The organism is Pseudoduganella rhizocola, from assembly GCF_045984285.3.
Classification (GTDB): domain Bacteria; phylum Pseudomonadota; class Gammaproteobacteria; order Burkholderiales; family Burkholderiaceae_D; genus Rugamonas.
This window is the reverse complement of the sequence record NZ_JBJQIK030000008.1, coordinates 149730-169024: the sequence shown is the minus strand read 5'-3', so window position 1 is coordinate 169024 and position 19295 is coordinate 149730. Positions and strand designations below refer to the sequence as shown.

Below are 19295 nucleotides of genomic sequence, written 5' to 3'. Positions count from 1 at the left end.
ATGAAGAGGGCGCACAGGGCGTCCTCGCAACCCGAGAGGCTTATCATGACCCATACTGCACGTCTCCCTTCCTTCTTCCAGCTGGCGCCCGCCAACCTGCGCGCGATGATCGACCTGTCGCAAAGCGTGAAGAAAAGCTCGCTGGGCATCCGCCTGGTGGAACTGGTCAACCTGCGCGTATCGCAGATCAACGGCTGCGGCGTGTGCATCGACATGCACTGGCGCGACCTGATCAAGCAGGGCGCGGATGCGCGCCACCTGAACTCCATCGCCGGCTGGCGTGAATCGCCGTTCTTCACCGAACGTGAGCGCGCCGCCCTGGAATGGGCCGAAGCCGTGAACGCGCTGCCGGGCCAGGACCACACCGACGCCGCCTATGCCAAGGTGAAGGACTTCTTCAACGAGACCGAAATCGCCGAACTTTGCTACAACGTGGCCGTGATCCGCGGCTGGAACGCGATTAACCTCAGCCTGCGCAACCAGATTCCCGAGAATCCGCCGCCAGGCTTCTAAGCAAACTGCTAAGCTTCCTTTCTCCGTCGAGAAAGGAAGCGCATGATCACCGTCCACCACCTGAACAACTCCCGTTCGCAGCGCGTGCTCTGGCTGCTGGAAGAACTGGGGCTTGAATACGAGATCGTGCGCTACGAGCGCAACCCCAAGACCATGCTGGCGCCGCCGGAGCTGAAGCAGGTGCACCGGCTAGGCAAGTCCCCCGTGGTGGTGGATGGCGATGCTGTGCTGGCGGAATCCGGCGCCATAATCGAATACCTGGTCGAAAAATACGGCGATGGCCGCCTGAAGCCCGCCGCCGGCACGCAGGACAAGCTGCGCTGGACTTACTTCCTGCACTACGCGGAAGGCTCGATGATGGCGCCGCTGCTGATGAAGCTCGTATTCGACCGGATAGAAAGCAGCCCGGCGCCGTTCTTCGTGAAACCCATCGCGCGCGGCATCGCAAGGAAGGTCAAAGGCAGCTACATCCAGCCGCAGATCGACCAGCACCTGGCATTCCTCGAATCCGAGCTGGGCCGGCGCGACTGGTTCGCCGGCGCAGAATTCAGCGCCGCCGACATCCAGATGAGCTTCCCCCTCGAAGCCGCCGCCGCCCGTGGCGGCCTGGGCAGCGGCTATCCAAAGCTGACAGCCTTCCTCGCCCGCATCCACGCCCGCCCCGCCTACCAGCGCGCCCTCGAACGCGGCGGCCCCTACGAGCTCCTCCGCTAAGCATGACACCATGGGGTCAGGCACCGCTGTCATGTTGCGTCTGTGAACCTGACAGGTGGTGCCTGACCCCAGGGTGTCAGTTGCTCTGCGGTAGAATGGCGGGATGGGGAGACTGCTTGCCATCGATGGCCTGAATATCGTGCGGCGCGTGTATGAGGCCAGCCCGGAGCCGGATTCGGATCTGAAGGCTGATATCGCGCTGCGCCATGCCCTGTCTTCCTTCCGCACCCTCGTCAACGACCACGATCCCAGCCACGTGCTGCCTGCCTTCGATTTCGGCGGCACGACCTGGCGCCACTCCCTCTACCAGGGCTACCGCGAGGCGCGCGATCCCATGCCGGCCCCGCTGCGCGCCGCCTTGCCGGGCTTTTACCAGACGCTGGAAAAACTCGGCCTCAAGCCCGTGTCCCTGCCCGAAGTGGAGGCCGATGACGTGATCGGCACCGTCGTCATGCGCTGGCTGAACGAGGGCCGCGGCGAAGCCGTCGTGGCCAGCACCGACAAGGACCTGCATTGCCTGATCGCGCACGGCGCCCTGGTCTGGGACCACTTCAAGAGCGAATGGCATGACCATGCCTGGGTCGAGAGCAAATGGGGCGTGCCGCCGGACCAGCTGCCCGACCTGCTGGCGCTGATGGGCGATGCCACCGACTCCATTCCCGGCGTCTCCAAGGTCGGCGCGAAGACCGCCGCCAGGCTGCTGCGCACCTATGGCACGCTGGACGGCATCATGGAGGGCGCGGGCATCCTGAAGGACAAGCTGGGCGAAACACTACGAAAAGAGCGCGAGATGCTGTATCTTTCTCGTCAGCTGGTTCAGTTAAAAACAGATGTGCGGGTCGGGGTGAGCTGGAATATGCTGGCCTGGCACCGCGCCGAATAGGGCTCAGAGAAGATGTTAAAGGCAGTGATTATCGATAGCAGCGCCGTTGCGCGCGGCCTGCTGCAGACGGTGCTGACGGATGGCGGCTACGAGGTGGCCGGCCAGGCCCATACCTGTCCTTCCGCCACCGTCCTGCTGATCAAGCATCAGCCGCAGATCATCTGCATTTCGCGCGATGTGGCGGAGGCGGATGAGGAAGGCGCCAAAGCCATGCGCGCCGATTATCCCAAGGCGATGATGTTCATGGTGTCCAGCGAGTTCGATACCGCCACCGTGCAATGGGCGCACGCCCTGGGCATCAACGGCCTTATCGTGAAGCCCTTCAATGCCGGCACGGTGCTGAAGACAATCCGCAATACCGTGATTACGATGGTGCGGCGCCAGCAAAAAGCCCAGGCCGCCGCCGCCGGGGAATCAGGCGGCGACGAAGCTTGAGCTGTCGATAATCCCGCCGCCGAGGCACACGTCGCCGTCGTACAGCACGGCCGACTGGCCCGGCGTGACTGCCCACTGGGCATCCACGAAACTCAAGGCGAAATTGCCGTTTTCGCGCGGCGCCACATCGCAGGCCACGTCCGACTGGCGGTAGCGCGTCTTCGCGGCGATGCGGCCCGCTTCCGGCGCCACGCCGGCAATCCAGCTGGCCTGGTCGGCTTCCAGCGTCTGCGACAGCAGCCAGGGGTGGTCATGCCCCTGCACCACCCACAGCGTATTGTTGGCGATGTCCTTGCGCGCCACATACCAGGCGTCGCTGCTGCCGTCCGCGTTCTGGTAGGTCTTCACGCCGCCGATGCCGATGCCCTTGCGCTGGCCCAGCGTGTAGAAGCTCAGGCCCACATGCTCGCCCACCACCTTGCCGTCCGGCGTCTTCATCGGACCCGGTTTATAAGAGAGGTAGCGGTTCAAAAAGTCGCGGAACGGCCGCTCGCCGATAAAGCAGATGCCGGTGGAATCCTTCTTGGCCGCATTCGGCAGGCCCAGTTTCTCGGCGATCTTGCGCACTTCGGTTTTCGGGATTTCGCCCAGCGGGAACAGGGTCTTCGACAACTGCGCCTGGTTCAGGCGGTGCAGGAAGTAGCTCTGGTCCTTGGTATGGTCGAAGGCTTTCAGCAGCTCGAAGCGGCCGCTGTCCGTGTTCTGGCGCACGCGCGCATAGTGGCCTGTGGCGATCAGGTCCGCGCCCAGGTGCATGGCGTGGTCGAGAAAGGCCTTGAACTTGATTTCGGCATTGCACAGCACATCCGGATTCGGCGTGCGGCCGGCCTGGTACTCGCGCAGGAATTCCGCGAACACGCGGTCCTTGTATTCGGCGGCGAAGTTGACGGCTTCGATGTCCACGCCGATCACGTCGGCCACGCTGGCCGCGTCGATCCAGTCCTGGCGCGTGGAGCAGTATTCGGAATCGTCGTCGTCTTCCCAGTTCTTCATGAACAGGCCGATGACTTCATAACCCTGTTCCTTCAGCATCCACGCCGCGACCGAGGAGTCCACGCCCCCGGACATGCCGATCACGACTTTTTTCTTGCTCATTGCAGTATTCCGATATCGATTACACCTCTTCGAACACCGAAGAGTGCGTATGCAGGATTTCCAGCGGCGCGCGCTTGCCCGCCAGGTATTCGTCCACGCAGGTCAGCAGCAGCGGGCTGCGGTGCCGTTCGCGGCAGGCGGCGATTTCGTCGCGCGTCAGCCACAGTGTGCGCAGGATGCCTTCGTCCAGCGGGCGGTCCTTGTGTTCCTTGCCCACTTCGCCGCAGAAGGCGAAGCGCAGGTAGGTCACGGCCTCGCCGGTGCGCGCCGAGCGGTAGCGCGACATATACATGCCCACCAGCGCGGTCGGCGTGAAGTCATGCGCCGTTTCTTCCAGGGTTTCGCGCACCACGGCCTGCTCCAGCGACTCGTGCGGGTCCAGGTGGCCGGCCGGCTGGTTCAGGCGAACGCCGTCGCTGGTCTCTTCTTCGATCAGCAAAAACTTCCCGTCCCGCTCGATAACAGCGGCTACGGTCACGTTAGGTCTCCAGGTAAGCGGCATGTTTCATCCTTGAAAGAGGCGCTATTTTAGCCTGTTCCGCCATTGCGCATCCGCCGGGCAACTGATGGGTGTCGGATTCTTCCAAAAGTTGCAAAGTCTAAATGTTGACGAATATGAATCCGTGTTAGATTTTAGCCAGTTTATCCACAATTTGGAGGCAGAGATGAGAATAGGCATTCCGGCCGAGACTCGGCCGGGGGAGACCCGGGTTGCAGCCACGCCCGAAACCGTCAAGAAGCTTGCAGCGAAACACCAGATCGTCGTGCAGTCCGGAGCGGGCGCCTCGGCCTCCATTACGGATGAAGCCTACGCCGCAGCCGGCGCCGCCATCGGCAGCGCGGCCGATGCCCTGGGCGCCGAGATCGTGCTGAAGGTGCGCGCTCCCGATGCGGCCGAGCGCGCCCAGATGAAGCCGGGCAGCGTGGTGATCGGCATGCTGAATCCCTTCGATGCCGAGACCGTCGCCGCGCTGGGCGCCGCCGGCCTGTCCGCCTTTGCGCTGGAAGCCGTGCCACGCATCACCCGCGCCCAGTCGATGGATGTGCTGTCGTCCCAGGCCAATATCGCCGGCTACAAGGCCGTGATGGTGGCTGCCAATACCTACCAGCGCTTCATGCCGATGCTGATGACGGCCGCAGGCACCGTGAAGGCGGCCCGTGTGCTGATCATGGGTGTCGGCGTGGCCGGCCTGCAGGCAATTGCCACCGCCAAGCGCCTCGGCGCCGTGATCGAGGCTTCCGATGTACGCCCGCCGGTGAAGGAGCAGGTGGAGTCCTTGGGCGCCAAATTCATCGATGTGCCTTTCCTCACCGACGAAGAGAAGGAAATCGCACAGGGCGTGGGCGGCTACGCACGCCCCATGCCTGCCGACTGGATGCGCCGCCAGGGTGAACTGGTGCACGAACGCGCGAAACAGGCCGACATCATTATTACGACCGCGCTGATTCCGGGCCGCCCGGCGCCGGTGCTGATCTCCGAGGAGACTGTGAAGGCCATGAAGCCCGGCTCCGTGATCGTGGACCTGGCGGTGGAGCAGGGCGGCAACTGCCCGCTGTCCGAGCTGGGCAAAACGGTGGTCAAGCATGGCGTGTCCATCGTCGGCGAACCGAACCTGGCCTGCCTGGTGGCAGCCGACGCCTCCGCCCTCTACGCCCGCAATGTGCTGGACTTCCTGAAGCTCATCATCGACAAGGAAGACAAATCGGGCGGCGCTCCGCTGCTGATCGACCGCGAAGACGAAATCATCAAGGCCACGCTCGTCGCCCACGCAGGCGAAGTGCTGCGCAAATAGGAGAAAGACATGGAAGTCAGCCACACCATCATCAACCTGATCATCTTCGTGCTGGCCATCTACGTCGGCTACCACGTGGTCTGGACTGTTACGCCCGCGCTGCATACGCCGCTGATGGCGGTAACGAATGCGGTATCGGCCATCATCATCGTCGGCGCCATGCTGGCGGCCGGCCTCACTGAAGGCATCGTCGGCCAGGTGGCCGGCACGGTGGCCGTTGCGCTGGCCGCGGTGAACGTCTTCGGCGGATTCCTCGTTACCCAGCGCATGCTGGAAATGTTCAAGAAAAAAGAAGGCAAGGGCGCCAAGGAAGGAGGCAAGCAATGAGCTTTATCTCCATGAACCTGGTGACCATGCTCTACCTGGTCGCCTCCGTCTGCTTTATCCAGGCGCTCAAAGGGCTGTCTTCGCCCGCCACGGCGCGCAAGGGCAATGCCTTCGGCATGACCGGCATGGCCATCGCCTTTGTCACCACGCTGGCGCTGATCCTCAAACTGAAGGCGGAAGCGCCTGCGGGCGGCATGGGCTTCGGCCTGGTGGCGCTGGGCGTGATCGTGGGTGGCAGCATCGGCGCTTACCTGGCAAAGAAGGTCGAAATGACCAAGATGCCGGAACTGGTGGCGGCCATGCACTCGCTGATCGGTCTTGCCGCAGTGTGCATTGCGGTGGCTGCCGTGTCGGAGCCGCACGCCTTCGGCATCGCTGCCGTGGGCGAGGCGCTGCCGATGGGGAACCGCATCGAGCTGTTCATCGGCACCTTCGTGGGCGCCATTACCTTCAGCGGCTCGGTGATCGCCTTCGGCAAGCTGGCGGGCAAATACAAGTTCCGCCTGTTCCAGGGCGCGCCCGTGGTGTTCGGCGGCCAGCACATCCTCAACCTGGTGCTGGCGCTGGTGATGATTGCGCTGGGCCTCGTGTTCGTGTTCAGCGGCGGCGCCGAGCCGGCATGGACGCCTTTCCTCATCATGACGGCCATCGCCTTCGTGCTGGGGGTGCTGATCATCATCCCGATCGGCGGTGCCGACATGCCGGTGGTGGTGTCCATGCTGAACAGCTATTCCGGCTGGGCGGCGGCGGGCATCGGCTTCTCGCTGAATAACTCCATGCTGATCATCGCGGGCTCGCTGGTGGGCTCCTCCGGCGCCATCCTGAGCTACATCATGTGCAAGGCGATGAACCGCTCCTTCTTCAACGTGATCCTGGGCGGCTTCGGCGGCGACGCGGCAGCGGCCAGCACGGGCGGCGCGCAGGTGCAGCGTCCCGTGAAATCCGGTTCGGCCGACGATGCTGCTTTCCTGATGAGCAATGCGGAAACCGTCATCATCGTGCCGGGCTACGGCCTGGCCGTGGCGCGCGCCCAGCACGCGCTGAAGGAACTGGTGGAGAAGCTCACGGAGCATGGAGTCACGGTCAAATACGCCATCCACCCCGTTGCGGGCCGTATGCCGGGACATATGAACGTCTTGCTGGCGGAGGCGGAAGTGCCTTACGATCAGGTGTTCGAGATGGAGGACATCAACAGCGAATTCGGCCAGGCGGACGTGGTGCTTGTGCTGGGCGCGAACGATGTGGTGAATCCGGCAGCCAAGGACCCGAAATCGCCGATTGCCGGCATGCCGATCCTGGAGGCCTACAAAGCCAAGACCGTCATCGTCAACAAGCGTTCAATGGCGGCCGGCTATGCAGGCCTGGACAATGAACTGTTCTATATGGATAAGACCATGATGGTCTTCGGCGACGCCAAGAAAGTCATCGAAGACATGGTCAAGGCAGCGGAGTAAGGTCAATGGCAAAGAAAGCGCGCGTCGTGCGAGGTCTGGCGGTAGTGGCGGTGCTCGGCGCGTGGTTCTACGGCGCCGGTTATCTGGAGGCGAAGCGCATTGCCGAGCCGATGCCGTCGGCGAAGCTGGAGGCGGAAGCCATGCCGGCCGCCGCGCGCACTGCACTGCTGGACGATGTGCGCACTTTGTCATCGCCTGAGTTCGAGGGCCGCAAAACGGGCAGCCCGGGCAACAAGAAGGCGCAGGCGCTGATCGAACAGCGCTTTGCCGCCCTCGGCCTGCAGCCTTTCGGCGGCAGCTTCAGGCAGCCTTTCAGCTTCACCCACCACAGCGTGAAGGGCCTGCTCACGCCGGGCAAACACTATGAAACGGCTTATCCGGATGCCACCAATATCGTCGGCTGGCAGCGCGGCATCGAAAAGCCGGACCGCTACCTGGTGATCTCTGCGCACTATGACCACCTGGGCGTCCGCGACGGCAAGATCTATCATGGCGCGGACGACAATGCCTCCGGTGTGGCTGTCTTACTGGCCATGGCGGCCTGGTTCAAGGCGCATCCGCCGAAGCATTCGGTGATCTTTGCCGCCTTCGACGCCGAGGAGCAGGGACTGCAGGGCGCCAAGGCCTTCGTCGCCCGGCTGCCGGTGCCGAAGGAGCAGGTGGCGCTGAACCTGAACATGGACATGATTTCGCATAATGACCAGAACCAGATTTTCGTCGCCGGCACCTATCACTATCCCTGGCTGAAGCCCCTGGTGGAGCGTGCCGCCGCAAAGTCCACGGTGCGCGTGACGGCCGGCCACGATATGCCGCAGGCGCTGGCAGGAAAGGTGGAGGACTGGACCGGCAGCTCCGACCATGGCGCCTTCCACAAGGCCGGCATCCCCTTCCTCTACTTTGGCGTGGAAGACCATGCCGACTACCACGCGTCCACCGACACCTTCGACCGCATCAACGCCGACTTCTTCGCGCGCGTGGCGCAGATGCTGACCGGCCTCTCCGTGCTGCTGGACGGCCAGCTGGCTGTCATCCCGCCCGCGCGCTGAACGCTTGCATCGCCCAGCGGTTGTGCTATAGTCAGCGCCATCCTTGTGGTAACGTTTCCACAGGCTGCAGATTGCGACCGGCAGGTAGCCCGGGAGCAGCGCTTTGCAGTATCCTTGCGGGATGACAGACTGTATAAGGCACTAGAACCTTGGCAACCATCAAAGATGTGGCTCGGCTGGCAGGCGTAGGCCTGGGCACCGCTTCGCGCGTTGTAAGTGGCAAGGGCGCCGTGTCGCCGGCCACCTTGGCCAAGGTCCGCAAGGCCATCGAAGAACTCGATTTCCGTCCCTCGCACGCGGCGCGTTCCCTCCTTTCCGGCACCACGCAGATGATCGGCGTGTATATCCCGGTGCTGAAGGGCACCTTCTATACGCCCATCCTGCAGCTGATCGACACCGAGCTGCGCGACAACGGCCTGCATATGGTGGTGGCCTTCGGCTACGGCCAGGCCGACGCGCGCGGCCAGGCCATCGAGGGCATAGAATTCCTGATGCAGCGCGGCTGCGACGGCATCATCAGCATGAGCACCTCGCTGCTGGATGCCGATATCGAAGCGTTTACCGCGCGCGGCTGGAAGATGGTGGCCGTGAACCATAACTTCAAAGGCCCCAGCGAACAGTGCTTCTATGTCGATCACCGGCAGGGCGGCGCGCTGGCCGCGGCCACGCTGCTGGCGCAGAAACACAAGCACATCGCCGTGATTGCCGGCCCATCGACCGCGCCGGACAACGTGGACCGTATCAGCGGCTTCATGGCGGAACTGGAGCGCTGCGGCATCGACACCAAGAAGCTGTGGGTGGCGGAGAGCGACTTCTCGCCGGAAGGCGGCTGGTCCTGCGCCGAAGAGCTGCTGAAGTCCGGCTACCACTTCACGGCTGTCTGGTGCGCCAATGACGAGATGGCGGTGGGGGCGCTGTCCTTCTTCCAGCAGGCCGGCATCAAGGTGCCGGAGCAGGTATCCGTGCTTGGCTATGACGACACCCCGAGCGCCGAGTTTACCGCGCCGCGACTCACCTCCGTCCACGTGCCGTGGCGCGACGTGACGCTGAGCGGCCTGAATTCGCTGATGAACCGATGTTATGGCGGCGAGCGGCCGGTGTCGCGCCAGTATCCCGTCAGCGTGACGCACCGCGCCTCGCTGGCTGCAGCATCTGAAGGATCACGCACTCGCAAATAAAAGCGGCAAGGCATGCGTTTTCGGCATGCCTTTATAAGTGCGGTATATGGAAAGCTTTCCACCATAAGGAGACAATGATGGAGTTGTTAAAGAAGCTTCTGCTCTGTTCCGCGCTGGCCGTGCTGGCCGGCTGCGCCGCCGTGCGCGAGCCCGCGCCGCAACTGCCCATGATTCATACCGAAGGCACACGCTGGCTGGATTCCAACAATCAGCAGCTTACGCTGCGCGGTGTTAACCTCGGCAACTGGCTGCTGAACGAATTCTGGATGATGGAGCAGGGTTCAGCCGGCATCGACGACCAGTGCAAGCTGGAAGCGGTGCTGGACAAGCGCTTCGGCCACGCGGAGCGCGAACGCCTGATGAAGCTTTTCCGCGACAACTGGATCACCACCCGCGACTGGGACCTGATCAAGCAGCATGGCCTGAACGTGGTGCGCCTGCCCTTCATCTACAGCGTGGTGGAAGACGAAACCAGGCCGCGCACCCTGCGCCCGGATGCCTGGCATTACCTGGACTGGGCTATCGAACAGGCCGAGTCGCGCGGCATCTACGTGATTCTCGACCTGCACGGCGCCGTGGGCAGCCAGGGCACGGAGCACCACAGCGGCTGCGCCAACAAGAACGAATACTGGAGCAACCCGGAATACCAGGCGCGCACCGAGTGGCTGTGGCAGCAGGTGGCAGGGCGCTACAAGGACCGCAAATCGGTGGCGGGCTACAGCATCCTGAACGAACCGTGGGGCACCACGCCGGAGAATATGGCGGCCGTGATGCGCAAGCTGTACGCGGCGGTGCGTGCGGCGGACCCGAACCACGTCATTATCCTGCCGGGCCATGTGAAAGGCATCGACGCCTACGGCAAGCCGTCCGACTACGGCATGCGCAACGTGGCGTTTGAAATGCACCCTTACCCAGGCCACTTCGGCTGGGACAAGCCGGGCATCGAGGTGCACCGCAAATGGCTCACCTGCGACAAGAGCGGCGGCGATACCGTCTGCGCCTGGGACGAACGCCTGAAGAAGCTCGATACCGCCTTCTACGTCGGCGAGATCCAGCCCTATGCCTTCCTCGGCCTGGAGCGTGGCGGCCAGGTGGCGCGCGCTTCCTTCGACACCTATGCGAAGTACGGCTGGGCCGCCACGGCGTGGTCCTGGAAAATCGTCACCCGCAATGGCGGCCATGGCGAAGGCATCTGGGGCATGATCACCAACGCCAAAGGCGCCACCGTTCCCGAAACGAACTTCAATACCGCATCGCTGGCTGAAATCGAAGCGCTGTTCCGTTCCTTCGGCACCCAGCCATATGAAATCCACGAGCCGCTGCAGCGTTGGCTCACCAGCACCTCTCCACGGAACATCAATGACATCCAATAACGACAACGCGCCCAAGCGCAGTGACTTCGCAGGCGACTTCCTCTGGGGCTTCGCCACCTCTTCGTACCAGATTGAAGGCGCCATCAACGAAGGCGGCCGCGTCAAATCGATCTGGGACACCTTCTGCGAGCAGCCGGGCAAGATCCGCGACGGCTCCAGCGGCGCCGTGGCGTGCGACCACTACCACCGCTGGGAGGAGGACCTGGACCTGCTGCGTGATACCGGTGCAACGGTGTACCGTTTCTCCATCGCCTGGCCGCGCATTTACGGCGACGGCAAGACCCCGAACGAGGAAGGCCTGGCCTTCTACGACAAGCTGGTGGACGGCATGCTGGCACGCGGCATCCAGCCCTGGGTAACGCTGTATCACTGGGACCTGCCGCAGGTGCTGCAGGACCAGGGAGGCTGGGCCGTGCGCGAAACGGTGAACGCGTTCCTGCACTACGCGGACATCGTGAGCAAGCGCCTGGGCAACCGCGTCAAGCACTGGATCACGCACAACGAGCCATGGTGCACGGCCATGCACGGGCACTGGGACGGCATGCACGCTCCCGGCATGAAGGACTTTGCGACTGCCGTGCAGTGCAGCCATAACGTGCTGGTGTCGCACGGGCTGGCGCTGCCCATCATCCGCCGCAATGTGCCGGATGCGCAGGTGGGCATTGCACTGAGCCTGCATCCGACGCGCGCCGCATCCGGCAGCGCGGAGGACCTGGCGGCGGCGCACCGCCACGACGGCCTGCGCAACCGCTGGTACCTGGATCCGCTGTACGGCAAGGGCTACCCGCAGGACGTGCTGGACCTGATGGGCCACGCCGCGCCGCGCATCGAGCCGGGCGACGTGGAAGCCATCGCGCGCAAGACCGACTTCGTGGGCCTGAACTACTACTTCCCGGAAGTAATTGCGCATGCGCCGGGCAACGGTCCGCTGGAAGGCAGGGTAGTGCATGTGGAAGGCGTGGAGCGCACCGCCTTCAACTGGGAAGTGTCCCCCGAAGGATTGACGGAACTGCTGGTCCGCATGAACAAGGATTACGGCGCGCAGAACATCTATGTCACCGAAAACGGCTCCAGCTACGAAGACGTGCCGGGGCCGGACGGCACGGTGCAGGATCCCCAGCGCCTGTCCTATCTGGTGCGCCACCTGAATGCCGTGCGCGACGCCATCGCCCGGGGCGTGCCGGTGAAAGGCTACTTCGCCTGGAGCCTGCTGGACAACTTCGAATGGGCGGAAGGCTATATCCGCCGTTTCGGCCTGGCGTATGTGGATTTCGCGACGCAGCAGCGCTCCCTGAAACTGAGCGGCCAGTGGTACCGCGACTTCCTGAAAGGAATTCGTTGACAAAAAAATCGCCCAGCCGAATAATTGCGGGATGATTGGTAACGTTTCCAACGGACGTTGCCTGCGATGACAACAACCAGGAGACTTGCCTTGAATCGTCCACTTACCGCCCTCGCTGCCGCGGTGCAGCTGCTCTGCGCCGCTACCGCGTTTGCCGCCACCCCGGCTGCAGCACCTGCCAAAGCAGCGCTGAAAGACTGGCCGCACATCACCAGCGCCGTGAAGCAGGATGCCGCCATCGAGGCGCGCGTGAAGGAAATCGTCGCCAGCATGACGCTGGAGCAGAAGATCGGGCAGATGACCCAGCCCGAGATCAAGACCGCCACGCCGGACGACGTGCGCAAGTACTACCTGGGTTCCGTGCTGAACGGCGGCGGCAGCTGGCCGAACAACAGCAAGAACGCCACCCCGGCCGACTGGGTGAAGCTGGCGGACGCCTACTACGACGCCTCCATGTCCACCGACATGAAGCACAAGGTGCCGGTCATCTGGGGTATCGACGCCATGCACGGCAACAGCAATGTGCTGGGCGCCACGCTGTTCCCGCACAATATCGGCCTCGGTGCCGCGCGCGACCGCGCCGGCATCGGCCAGATGGCGGAAGCGGTGGCGAAAGCGGTGCGCGCCACCGGCATCAACTGGGTGTTCGCGCCAACGCTGGCCGTGGTGCGCGACGACCGCTGGGGCCGCACCTATGAAAGCTTCTCGGAAGATCCGCGCATCGTTGCCGACTATGCCGACGTGTACGTGAAAGGCCTGCAGGGCGACCTGAAAGGCGACGCCACCGTGGTGGCCACCGCCAAGCACTGGCTGGGCGACGGCGGCACGGCCGAAGGCAAGGACCGCGGCGCCACCAAGGGGCCGCTGTCGGACCTGATCAACATCCACGGCGCGGGCTACTACCCGGCGCTGGAAGCGGGCGCGCAGACGGTGATGGCATCGTTCAGCAGCGTGACCGATCCTGAACACGGCACCAATTTCGGCAAGATGCACGGCAGCGAAGAGCTGCTGACCAATGTGCTGAAGAAAAAAATGGGCTTCGACGGCTTCGTGGTCTCCGACTGGAACGCGCTGGAAGAAGTGCCGGGCTGCGCCAAGGACCACTGCGCGCAGGCGATCAACGCCGGTATCGACATGATCATGGTGCCGGACGACTGGAAGTCCTTCATCGCCAAAACCATCGAGCAGGTGAAGAAGGGCGAGATCCCGATGGCGCGCATCGATGACGCGGTGAGCCGCATCATCCGCGTAAAGCTGCGCGCGAACATGAAGAAGCCATCCGAGTCGGTCCATGCCGGCAAGATGGAATCCATGCAGGCCCGCCCGCTGGCGCGCAAGCTGGTGCAGGAATCGCTGGTGCTGCTCAAGAATGACGCCAACACCCTGCCTCTGGCACGCGGCAAGAAAGTGCTCGTCGTCGGCAAGAGCGCGGACAGCATGACCGACCAGACCGGCGGCTGGACTCTGACCTGGCAGGGCACCGGCAACACCAACAAGGACTTCCCATACGGCGACACCATCCTGGCCGGACTGCGCGACGCGCTGGGCGAGGCGAACGTGAGCTTCAGTATCGACGGCGCGGGCGTGGACCTCAGCAAGTTCGACGCGGTGGTGGCCGTGATCGGCGAACACCCTTACGCGGAAGGCGACGGCGACATCGGCCCGGCGGGCAACCTGCGCCACAGCGCACGCTTCCCGCAGGACCTGGAAGTGCTGCAAGCCGTGGCAGGCAAGGGCAAGCCGGTGGTGACGGTATTCCTGTCCGGCCGCCCGCTGTATGCCAATGACCTGCTCAACCTGTCGGACAGCTTCGTGGCGGCGTGGCTGCCGGGCTCCGAAGGCAAGGGCGTGGCGGACGTGCTGGTGCGCGCCGCCAACGGCAAGGTCAATGCGCCGTTCAGCGGCAAGCTGTCCTTCTCCTGGCCGAAAGCGCCGTGCCAGACCCCGCTCAACGTCGGTGACAAGAACTACGCGCCGCTGTTCGCCTACGGCTACGGCCTCACTTACGGCAAAGCCAGCAAGGTCGGCAAGCTGCCGGTGGACAGCAGCACCGCGGGCTGCGGCAACACCACCGCCTTCCCCGTGTTCAGCCAGGCCGACCGCGCCACCTTCCCGCTGTATGTGACGAGCGGCGGCGAGCGCCAGCCGCTGGGCACCGACCTGAATGCCGTGTACACGCTGCCGACGATGAAAATCGAAACCGCGCAGGTCAACACCCAGCAGGACGCCAAGAAAATCAGCTGGACCGGCGCCGGCAGCGTGGAGGCGCACGGCAAGAAGCCCTATAAGATTCCTGAATATGCAGTCAAGGACGGCGTGCTATCCTTCGACACCATCGTGAGCGCCGCGCCGCAGGGCAAGGCCGAGATCTCGATGGACAAGGCCGCCGTGGACGTGACGCAAGCGCTGGCAAGCCGCGCCGGCAAGCCTAAGAGCACCGTCAAGATCCCGCTGTCCTGCTTCACCGCGAAGGGTGTGGACCTGAAGAAGGTGGACACGCCCTTCAAGATCAGCGCCGAAGGCGGGCTGGTGGCCGCCATCACCAACATCCAGATCGTTGGCGGTGCGGCAGGCGACAAAGATACGCTGAGCTGCAATAACTAAAGATAAGGAACAGGAGACATGGAACACTATTCGCAAGCGGCCGCAGTGCCGCAGGGGACGTCCAGCCAGTCCAATACCGGGCCGCTGGTCATCATCACCATCCTGTTCTTCATGTGGGGTGCGCTGACGGCATTGAACGACGTGCTGATCCCGCACCTGAAGGCGATCTACACGCTGAGCTATGTGCAGGCCATGCTGGTGCAGTTCTGCTTCTTCGGCGCCTACTTCATCGTGTCCCTGCCGGCGGGGATGCTGATCCGCCGCATCGGCTATCAAATGGGCGCGGTGACGGGCCTGGTGATTGCCGCCTTCGGCTGCGCCATGTTCTATCCGGCGGCGCAGGCGGGTTACGGCCTGTTCCTGTTCGCCTTCTTCGTGCTGGCGTCGGGCATCACGATCCTGCAGGTGGCGGCCAATCCCTATGTGACGGTGCTGGGCGACCCGCGCACCGCATCGAGCCGTCTCACGCTGACCCAGGCATTCAACTCGCTGGGCACCACCCTGGCGCCGCTGGTCGGCGGCATGCTGATCCTGAACGGCGCCGCATTCAGCGCAGACCAGCTGGCGGCGATGACGGCGGCGCAGCAGGAAGCGCACCGTGCGCAGGAAGCCGCCAGCGTGCAGGGCCCATACCTGGCGCTGGCCGGCTCGCTGCTGCTGCTCGCGGTGCTGTTTGCCATCGCACGCCTGCCGAAATTGAGCGGCGCCAGCGAATCCGACACGGACAGCGCGCAGCCTTTCAGCGCCCTGTTCAAGCACAAGCACCTGGTGCTGGGCACCATCGGCATCTTCCTGTACGTGGGCGGTGAAGTCAGCATCGGCAGCTTCCTCATCAACTACCTCGGCGAAGCACATATTGCGGGCCTGTCGCACGCCGACGCTGCGGTCTACGTGAGCTACTACTGGGGCGGCGCGATGGTGGGCCGCTTCATCGGCTTTGCCGTGATGCGCACGGTCAGCCCGGGCAAGGCGCTGGCGTTCAACGCGCTGTGCAGCGTGCTGCTGATCCTGACCGCGATCTTCGGCAGCGGGCACGTCGCGATGTGGGCGATCATCGCGGTTGGCCTGTGCAACTCCATCATGTTCCCGACCATCTTCAGCATGGCGCTGCACGGCCTGGGCTCGCAGACTGGCCAGGCATCGGGACTGCTGTGCATGGCGATTGTGGGCGGCGCTCTGGTGCCGTTCGTACAGGGCGCAGTGGCCGACTCGTCGGGCCTGCAGGTATCGTTCTTCGTTCCCGTTGCGTGCTACGCCTTCATCCTCTACTTCGGCCTGAAATACGCCAACCTCCATAAACAGTAAGAAATATTTCTCAAAAATTGGGGACAGACCCGGATTTTAGAAATCCGGGTCTGTCCCCAATTTTTTTGCAACTTTTTTTTAGCGGCGGCCGTACATCATGAGCTCGGCCAGCACGCTGCGGGCGGGGCTGGCGAGGTCGATGGCGGCGAGGGTGAGGCCGAGCAGGCCCTGCGCAGGGGAGTTGTTGGCGAAGATGCGCGCCATGGTGTCCGTCAGGCGCACCGTCGTGTCGCGGTCGCGGCGGCGCAGCGCGGCGTACTCGGCCAGCCGGGCCGGCGATGCTTCCTGCGCCAGCAAGCGCGCCAATACCGTGGCGTCGCGCAGGCCGAGGTTGAGGCCCTGGCCCGCCACCGGATGCAGGGTCTGCGCAGCATTGCCGATGGCCGCGATGCGCGGCGTGCCCGAGACGCCTGCGTTCAGGCCGAGCGGGAAGGCCAGGCGGCGCGTGATGGCGCTGAAGCGGCCCACGCGCTGGCCGAACATCTCGCCCAGCTTGTCCAGGAAAGCCGTGTCATCCAGCGCGAGCAGCGTTTCCGCCGTTCCGGGACGCACGCACCATACCATCGAATATTCCTCGCCCTGCGGCAGCAGCGCCAGCGGCCCTTCGTGCGTGAAGCGCTCGTAGGCGCGGTGCGCAACCGGCGCGGTCGATTGCACCTGCGCGATGATCGCCGTCTGCCCGTAATCGCGCTGCACGGCCTTGGCGCCCTGTTCGCCGAACAGGCCCCCTTCGGCCTGCACCACGATCGCGGCGCACAGCGTGCTGCCGTCCTCCAGTGTGAGGGCGACGTGGTCCTGCTGTTCGTCGATGGCAGCCACGCGGGCAGGACGCAGCGCCACGATGCCGTGCGCCGCGCAGGCGCGGCCCAGCACCGTGACGATATCGCCATAGCGCGCCACATGGCCGAGAGCCGGCACGCCTTCGTCCTCGCGCGAGATCATGCTGCGGCCGAACTGGCCGCGCCGCGACACGTGGATTTCGTGGATGTCCGTGGCCGGAATCGGCCAGGCGCCGATCTGCTCGAGGATCTGCTGGCTGCCGTGCGACAGGGCCAGCGTGCGCGGGTCGGCGCTGGCCTGCTCCAGCGTCTTGGCGTCGATCAGGGCGATGCGCGCGCCGGGCATGCCGCGCTTCACCAGCAGTGCCGCGAAGGCCATGCCGGAAGGGCCGGCGCCGCAAATGGCGATGTCGTAGTCGAGGCTCATGCCGTGTCCCGCATCAGCGCTTCGATGTCTGCAATGGCTTTCGGCGCGCTGCCGCTCAGCAGCGTGTAGCCGTTGTCGCTGACGATCACGTCGTCCTCGATGCGGATGCCGATGTTCCAGTATTCCTCCGGCACGCCCTGCGCCGGGCGCACATAGATGCCCGGTTCCACCGTCACCGCCATACCGGCCTGCAGCGGGCGCGATGGCTTGCCGGCCTGCGTCAGGTCGCGGTAGGCGCCGCTGTCGTGCACGTCCATGCCGAGCCAGTGGCCGGTGCCGTGCATGTAGAAGGGCAGGTGCAGCTTGTTCGTGATGACGTCGTCGGCGGTGGCGGCGCGGTTGCGCGCAATCAGGCCGAGGTCCAGTATGCCCTGCGCCAGCACGCGCACTGCCGCTTCGTGCATCGCCGAATACGGTTTGCCGGGTTCGATGGCGCCGAAGGCCGCCTGCTGCGCGGCCAGCACCAGCTCATACAGGGTGCGCTGCGGGCCGCTGAATTTGCCGTTCACCGGCCAGGTCCGCGTGATGTCGGACGCATAGCCATCCAGCTCGCAGCCCGCGTCGATCAGCACCAGGTCGCCGTCCTGCATGCGCCGGTTGTTCATGTTGTAGTGCAGGATGCAGCTGTTCTCGCCCGATGCGACGATCGGCGTGTAGGCCGGGTACTGCGCGCCGCGGCGGCGGAACTCGTACAGCAGCTCCGCTTCCAGTTCGTATTCGTACATGCCGGGTTTCGCCGCACGCATGGCCCGGGCGTGGGCGGCGCCGGAGATTTCGCCCGCACGCAGCATGATGGACTGTTCGTGCGCATCCTTCAGCAGCCGCATTTCATCGACCAGCGGAACAAGGTCGCGCAGGGACGACGGCGCCGTGACGCCGCTGCGCGATTGCGCGCGTACGCTGTCCAGCCATTTGCGCAGCTGCGCGTCGTGCTTCTCGCTGCGGCCGCTGGCGCTGTACAGCGTCGGCACATTGGCCAGCAGTTTCGCCATCTGTTCGTCGAGCGCGGAAATGGGATACGCCGCATCGAAGCCGAAGGCTTCGCGCGCCGCTTCCGGCCCATGGCGCCGGCCTTCCCAGATTTCGCGTTCCTGGTTTTTCTCGCGGCAGAACAGGATGCTCTGCGACGGCGCCGCCAGCACCAGCACCGCTTCCGGTTCGCCGAAGCCGGTGAGGTAGTGGAAGCTGCTGTCGTAGCGGTACAGATAGTCGCTGTCGCCGTTGCGCAGCACTTCCGGCGCGGTGAACAGCACGGCCACGCTGCCGGGCTCCATCTGCGCCAGCAAACGGGCACGGCGCGCGGCGTGGGGACTCATGCGTTCATCGCCGCGTTCAGCTGTTCGAGCTGCTGCACGGTGCCCACGTTGACCCATTCGCCTTCATACATCTCGCCGCCGATCAGGCCCTTGTCCGCGTATTCGAACAGCAGCTTGCCCAGGCCCGCCTTCTGGCCCGGCGCAATCCCGGCGAACATTTCGGGACGGTACACGCCGATATTGGAGAAGTTCCATTTCGGCTCGCCCTGGCCGGACACCGTGTACATCGTCAGCGCAAAGTCGCCCTTCGGGTTGTGCCAGGGATTCGGCGTGAGCCAGATCCATGCAATATCGCGCTGCTCCGCCGTGTACAGGCCGCCGCGCGCATCGCGGTCATGCAGCACGCCCACGCATTCGCTGAAATCGAAATGCGGGCAGTAGATGTCGCCGGACAGCACCAGGAAAGGCTCATCGCCCAGCAGGTGCATGGCGTTGGCGATGCCGCCCGCCGTCTCCAGCGCTTCCTTCTCCGCGGAGTAGGCGATGCGCGCGCCGAAGCGGCTGCCGTCGCCCAGGTATTCCTCGATCATGTGGCCCAGGTGGGCGTGGTTGATGACGATGTCCTTCAATCCCGCGCGCACCAGGTTCAGCACATGCCACTCGATCAGCGGCCGGCCGCGCACCTTGAGCAGGGGCTTGGGGCTGGTGTCCGTCAATGGACGCATCCGTTCGCCGCGGCCTGCGGCGAGTATCATGGCTTTCATGCGTGCG

Annotated in this window: 18 protein-coding genes; 13 read left to right on the top strand and 5 right to left on the bottom strand. The window is 64.3% G+C overall.

Annotation, left to right across the window (positions count from 1 at the left end):
• Positions 1 to 45: 45 nt before the first annotated feature.
• The 4 genes from ACJRPG_RS18140 (at position 46) to ACJRPG_RS18125 (ending at position 2545) form a co-directional block, all read left to right on the top strand.
• A complete protein-coding gene (locus tag ACJRPG_RS18140) occupies positions 46 to 513 on the top strand; it encodes a carboxymuconolactone decarboxylase family protein (RefSeq protein WP_408001503.1) in 468 nt (155 codons plus the stop codon).
• A gap of 42 nt (positions 514 to 555) precedes the next feature.
• The gene (locus ACJRPG_RS18135; RefSeq protein ID WP_408001502.1) at positions 556 to 1227 is read left to right on the top strand and encodes a glutathione S-transferase; all 672 of its coding nucleotides are present in this window, start codon (positions 556 to 558) and stop codon (positions 1225 to 1227) included.
• Positions 1228 to 1330: 103 nt separating this feature from the next.
• Positions 1331 to 2110, top strand: a complete 780-nt coding sequence (locus ACJRPG_RS18130) for a 5'-3' exonuclease (RefSeq protein ID WP_408001501.1) — start codon at positions 1331 to 1333, stop codon at positions 2108 to 2110.
• 12 nt (positions 2111 to 2122) lie between these two features.
• Positions 2123 to 2545, top strand: coding sequence for an ANTAR domain-containing protein (locus ACJRPG_RS18125; RefSeq protein WP_408001500.1), 423 nt, complete (start codon positions 2123 to 2125; stop codon positions 2543 to 2545).
• On the opposite strand, the gene mnmA is transcribed toward ACJRPG_RS18125, so the two are convergent.
• Positions 2525 to 3640 (bottom strand): tRNA 2-thiouridine(34) synthase MnmA, encoded by a 1116-nt coding sequence (gene mnmA / locus ACJRPG_RS18120; RefSeq protein ID WP_408001499.1) that lies wholly within the window; start codon positions 3638 to 3640, stop codon positions 2525 to 2527. The two genes, ACJRPG_RS18125 and mnmA, sit on opposite strands and share 21 nt — an antisense overlap.
• A gap of 19 nt (positions 3641 to 3659) precedes the next feature.
• Positions 3660 to 4142 (bottom strand): NUDIX hydrolase, encoded by a 483-nt coding sequence (locus ACJRPG_RS18115; protein WP_408001498.1) that lies wholly within the window; start codon positions 4140 to 4142, stop codon positions 3660 to 3662.
• 163 nt (positions 4143 to 4305) lie between these two features.
• Here ACJRPG_RS18115 and ACJRPG_RS18110 point away from each other — a divergent pair, with 163 nt between their 5' ends.
• From ACJRPG_RS18110 to fucP, 9 genes are all read left to right on the top strand, one after another.
• Positions 4306 to 5433 (top strand): Re/Si-specific NAD(P)(+) transhydrogenase subunit alpha, encoded by a 1128-nt coding sequence (locus ACJRPG_RS18110; protein WP_408001497.1) that lies wholly within the window; start codon positions 4306 to 4308, stop codon positions 5431 to 5433.
• Between the two features lie 9 nt (positions 5434 to 5442).
• On the top strand, positions 5443 to 5760 hold the full coding sequence (locus ACJRPG_RS18105) for a proton-translocating transhydrogenase family protein (RefSeq protein ID WP_408001496.1): 318 nt from the start codon (positions 5443 to 5445) through the stop codon (positions 5758 to 5760).
• Entirely contained in the window at positions 5757 to 7214 is a 1458-nt protein-coding gene (locus tag ACJRPG_RS18100) for an NAD(P)(+) transhydrogenase (Re/Si-specific) subunit beta (RefSeq protein WP_408001495.1), read from the top strand. Before ACJRPG_RS18105 ends, ACJRPG_RS18100 begins: the two co-directional genes overlap by 4 nt.
• A 5-nt stretch (positions 7215 to 7219) precedes the next feature.
• Positions 7220 to 8260 carry a M20/M25/M40 family metallo-hydrolase gene (locus ACJRPG_RS18095; RefSeq protein ID WP_408001494.1) on the top strand — a complete coding sequence of 347 codons (1041 nt, stop codon included), beginning with the start codon at positions 7220 to 7222 and terminating at the stop codon, positions 8258 to 8260.
• A gap of 149 nt (positions 8261 to 8409) precedes the next feature.
• Complete coding sequence (locus tag ACJRPG_RS18090) at positions 8410 to 9438, top strand: LacI family DNA-binding transcriptional regulator (RefSeq protein WP_408001493.1); 1029 nt, start codon at positions 8410 to 8412, stop codon at positions 9436 to 9438.
• 74 nt (positions 9439 to 9512) lie between these two features.
• Positions 9513 to 10811, top strand: a complete 1299-nt coding sequence (locus ACJRPG_RS18085) for a glycoside hydrolase family 5 protein (protein WP_408001492.1) — start codon at positions 9513 to 9515, stop codon at positions 10809 to 10811.
• Positions 10798 to 12153 carry a GH1 family beta-glucosidase gene (locus ACJRPG_RS18080; RefSeq protein ID WP_408001491.1) on the top strand — a complete coding sequence of 452 codons (1356 nt, stop codon included), beginning with the start codon at positions 10798 to 10800 and terminating at the stop codon, positions 12151 to 12153. The genes ACJRPG_RS18085 and ACJRPG_RS18080 overlap by 14 nt, the downstream gene beginning before the upstream one ends.
• 90 nt (positions 12154 to 12243) lie before the next feature.
• Complete coding sequence (locus ACJRPG_RS18075; protein ID WP_408001490.1) at positions 12244 to 14757, top strand: glycoside hydrolase family 3 protein; 2514 nt, start codon at positions 12244 to 12246, stop codon at positions 14755 to 14757.
• A gap of 18 nt (positions 14758 to 14775) precedes the next feature.
• Positions 14776 to 16062, top strand: a complete 1287-nt coding sequence (gene fucP / locus ACJRPG_RS18070) for an L-fucose:H+ symporter permease (RefSeq protein ID WP_408001489.1) — start codon at positions 14776 to 14778, stop codon at positions 16060 to 16062.
• A gap of 78 nt (positions 16063 to 16140) precedes the next feature.
• Here the strand turns inward: fucP and ACJRPG_RS18065 are convergent, their stop codons facing one another.
• The 3 genes from ACJRPG_RS18065 to murU are packed head-to-tail and all read right to left on the bottom strand — an operon-like array spanning position 16141 to position 19288.
• Positions 16141 to 17268: an FAD-dependent monooxygenase gene (locus tag ACJRPG_RS18065; protein ID WP_408001488.1), complete on the bottom strand. Its 1128-nt coding sequence runs from the start codon at positions 17266 to 17268 to the stop codon at positions 16141 to 16143.
• Positions 17265 to 18584 (bottom strand): Xaa-Pro aminopeptidase, encoded by a 1320-nt coding sequence (gene pepP, locus ACJRPG_RS18060; protein ID WP_408001487.1) that lies wholly within the window; start codon positions 18582 to 18584, stop codon positions 17265 to 17267. The genes ACJRPG_RS18065 and pepP overlap by 4 nt, the downstream gene beginning before the upstream one ends.
• Entirely contained in the window at positions 18581 to 19288 is a 708-nt protein-coding gene (murU, locus tag ACJRPG_RS18055) for an N-acetylmuramate alpha-1-phosphate uridylyltransferase MurU (RefSeq protein WP_408001486.1), read from the bottom strand. The genes pepP and murU overlap by 4 nt, the downstream gene beginning before the upstream one ends.
• Positions 19289 to 19295: the final 7 nt, after the last annotated feature.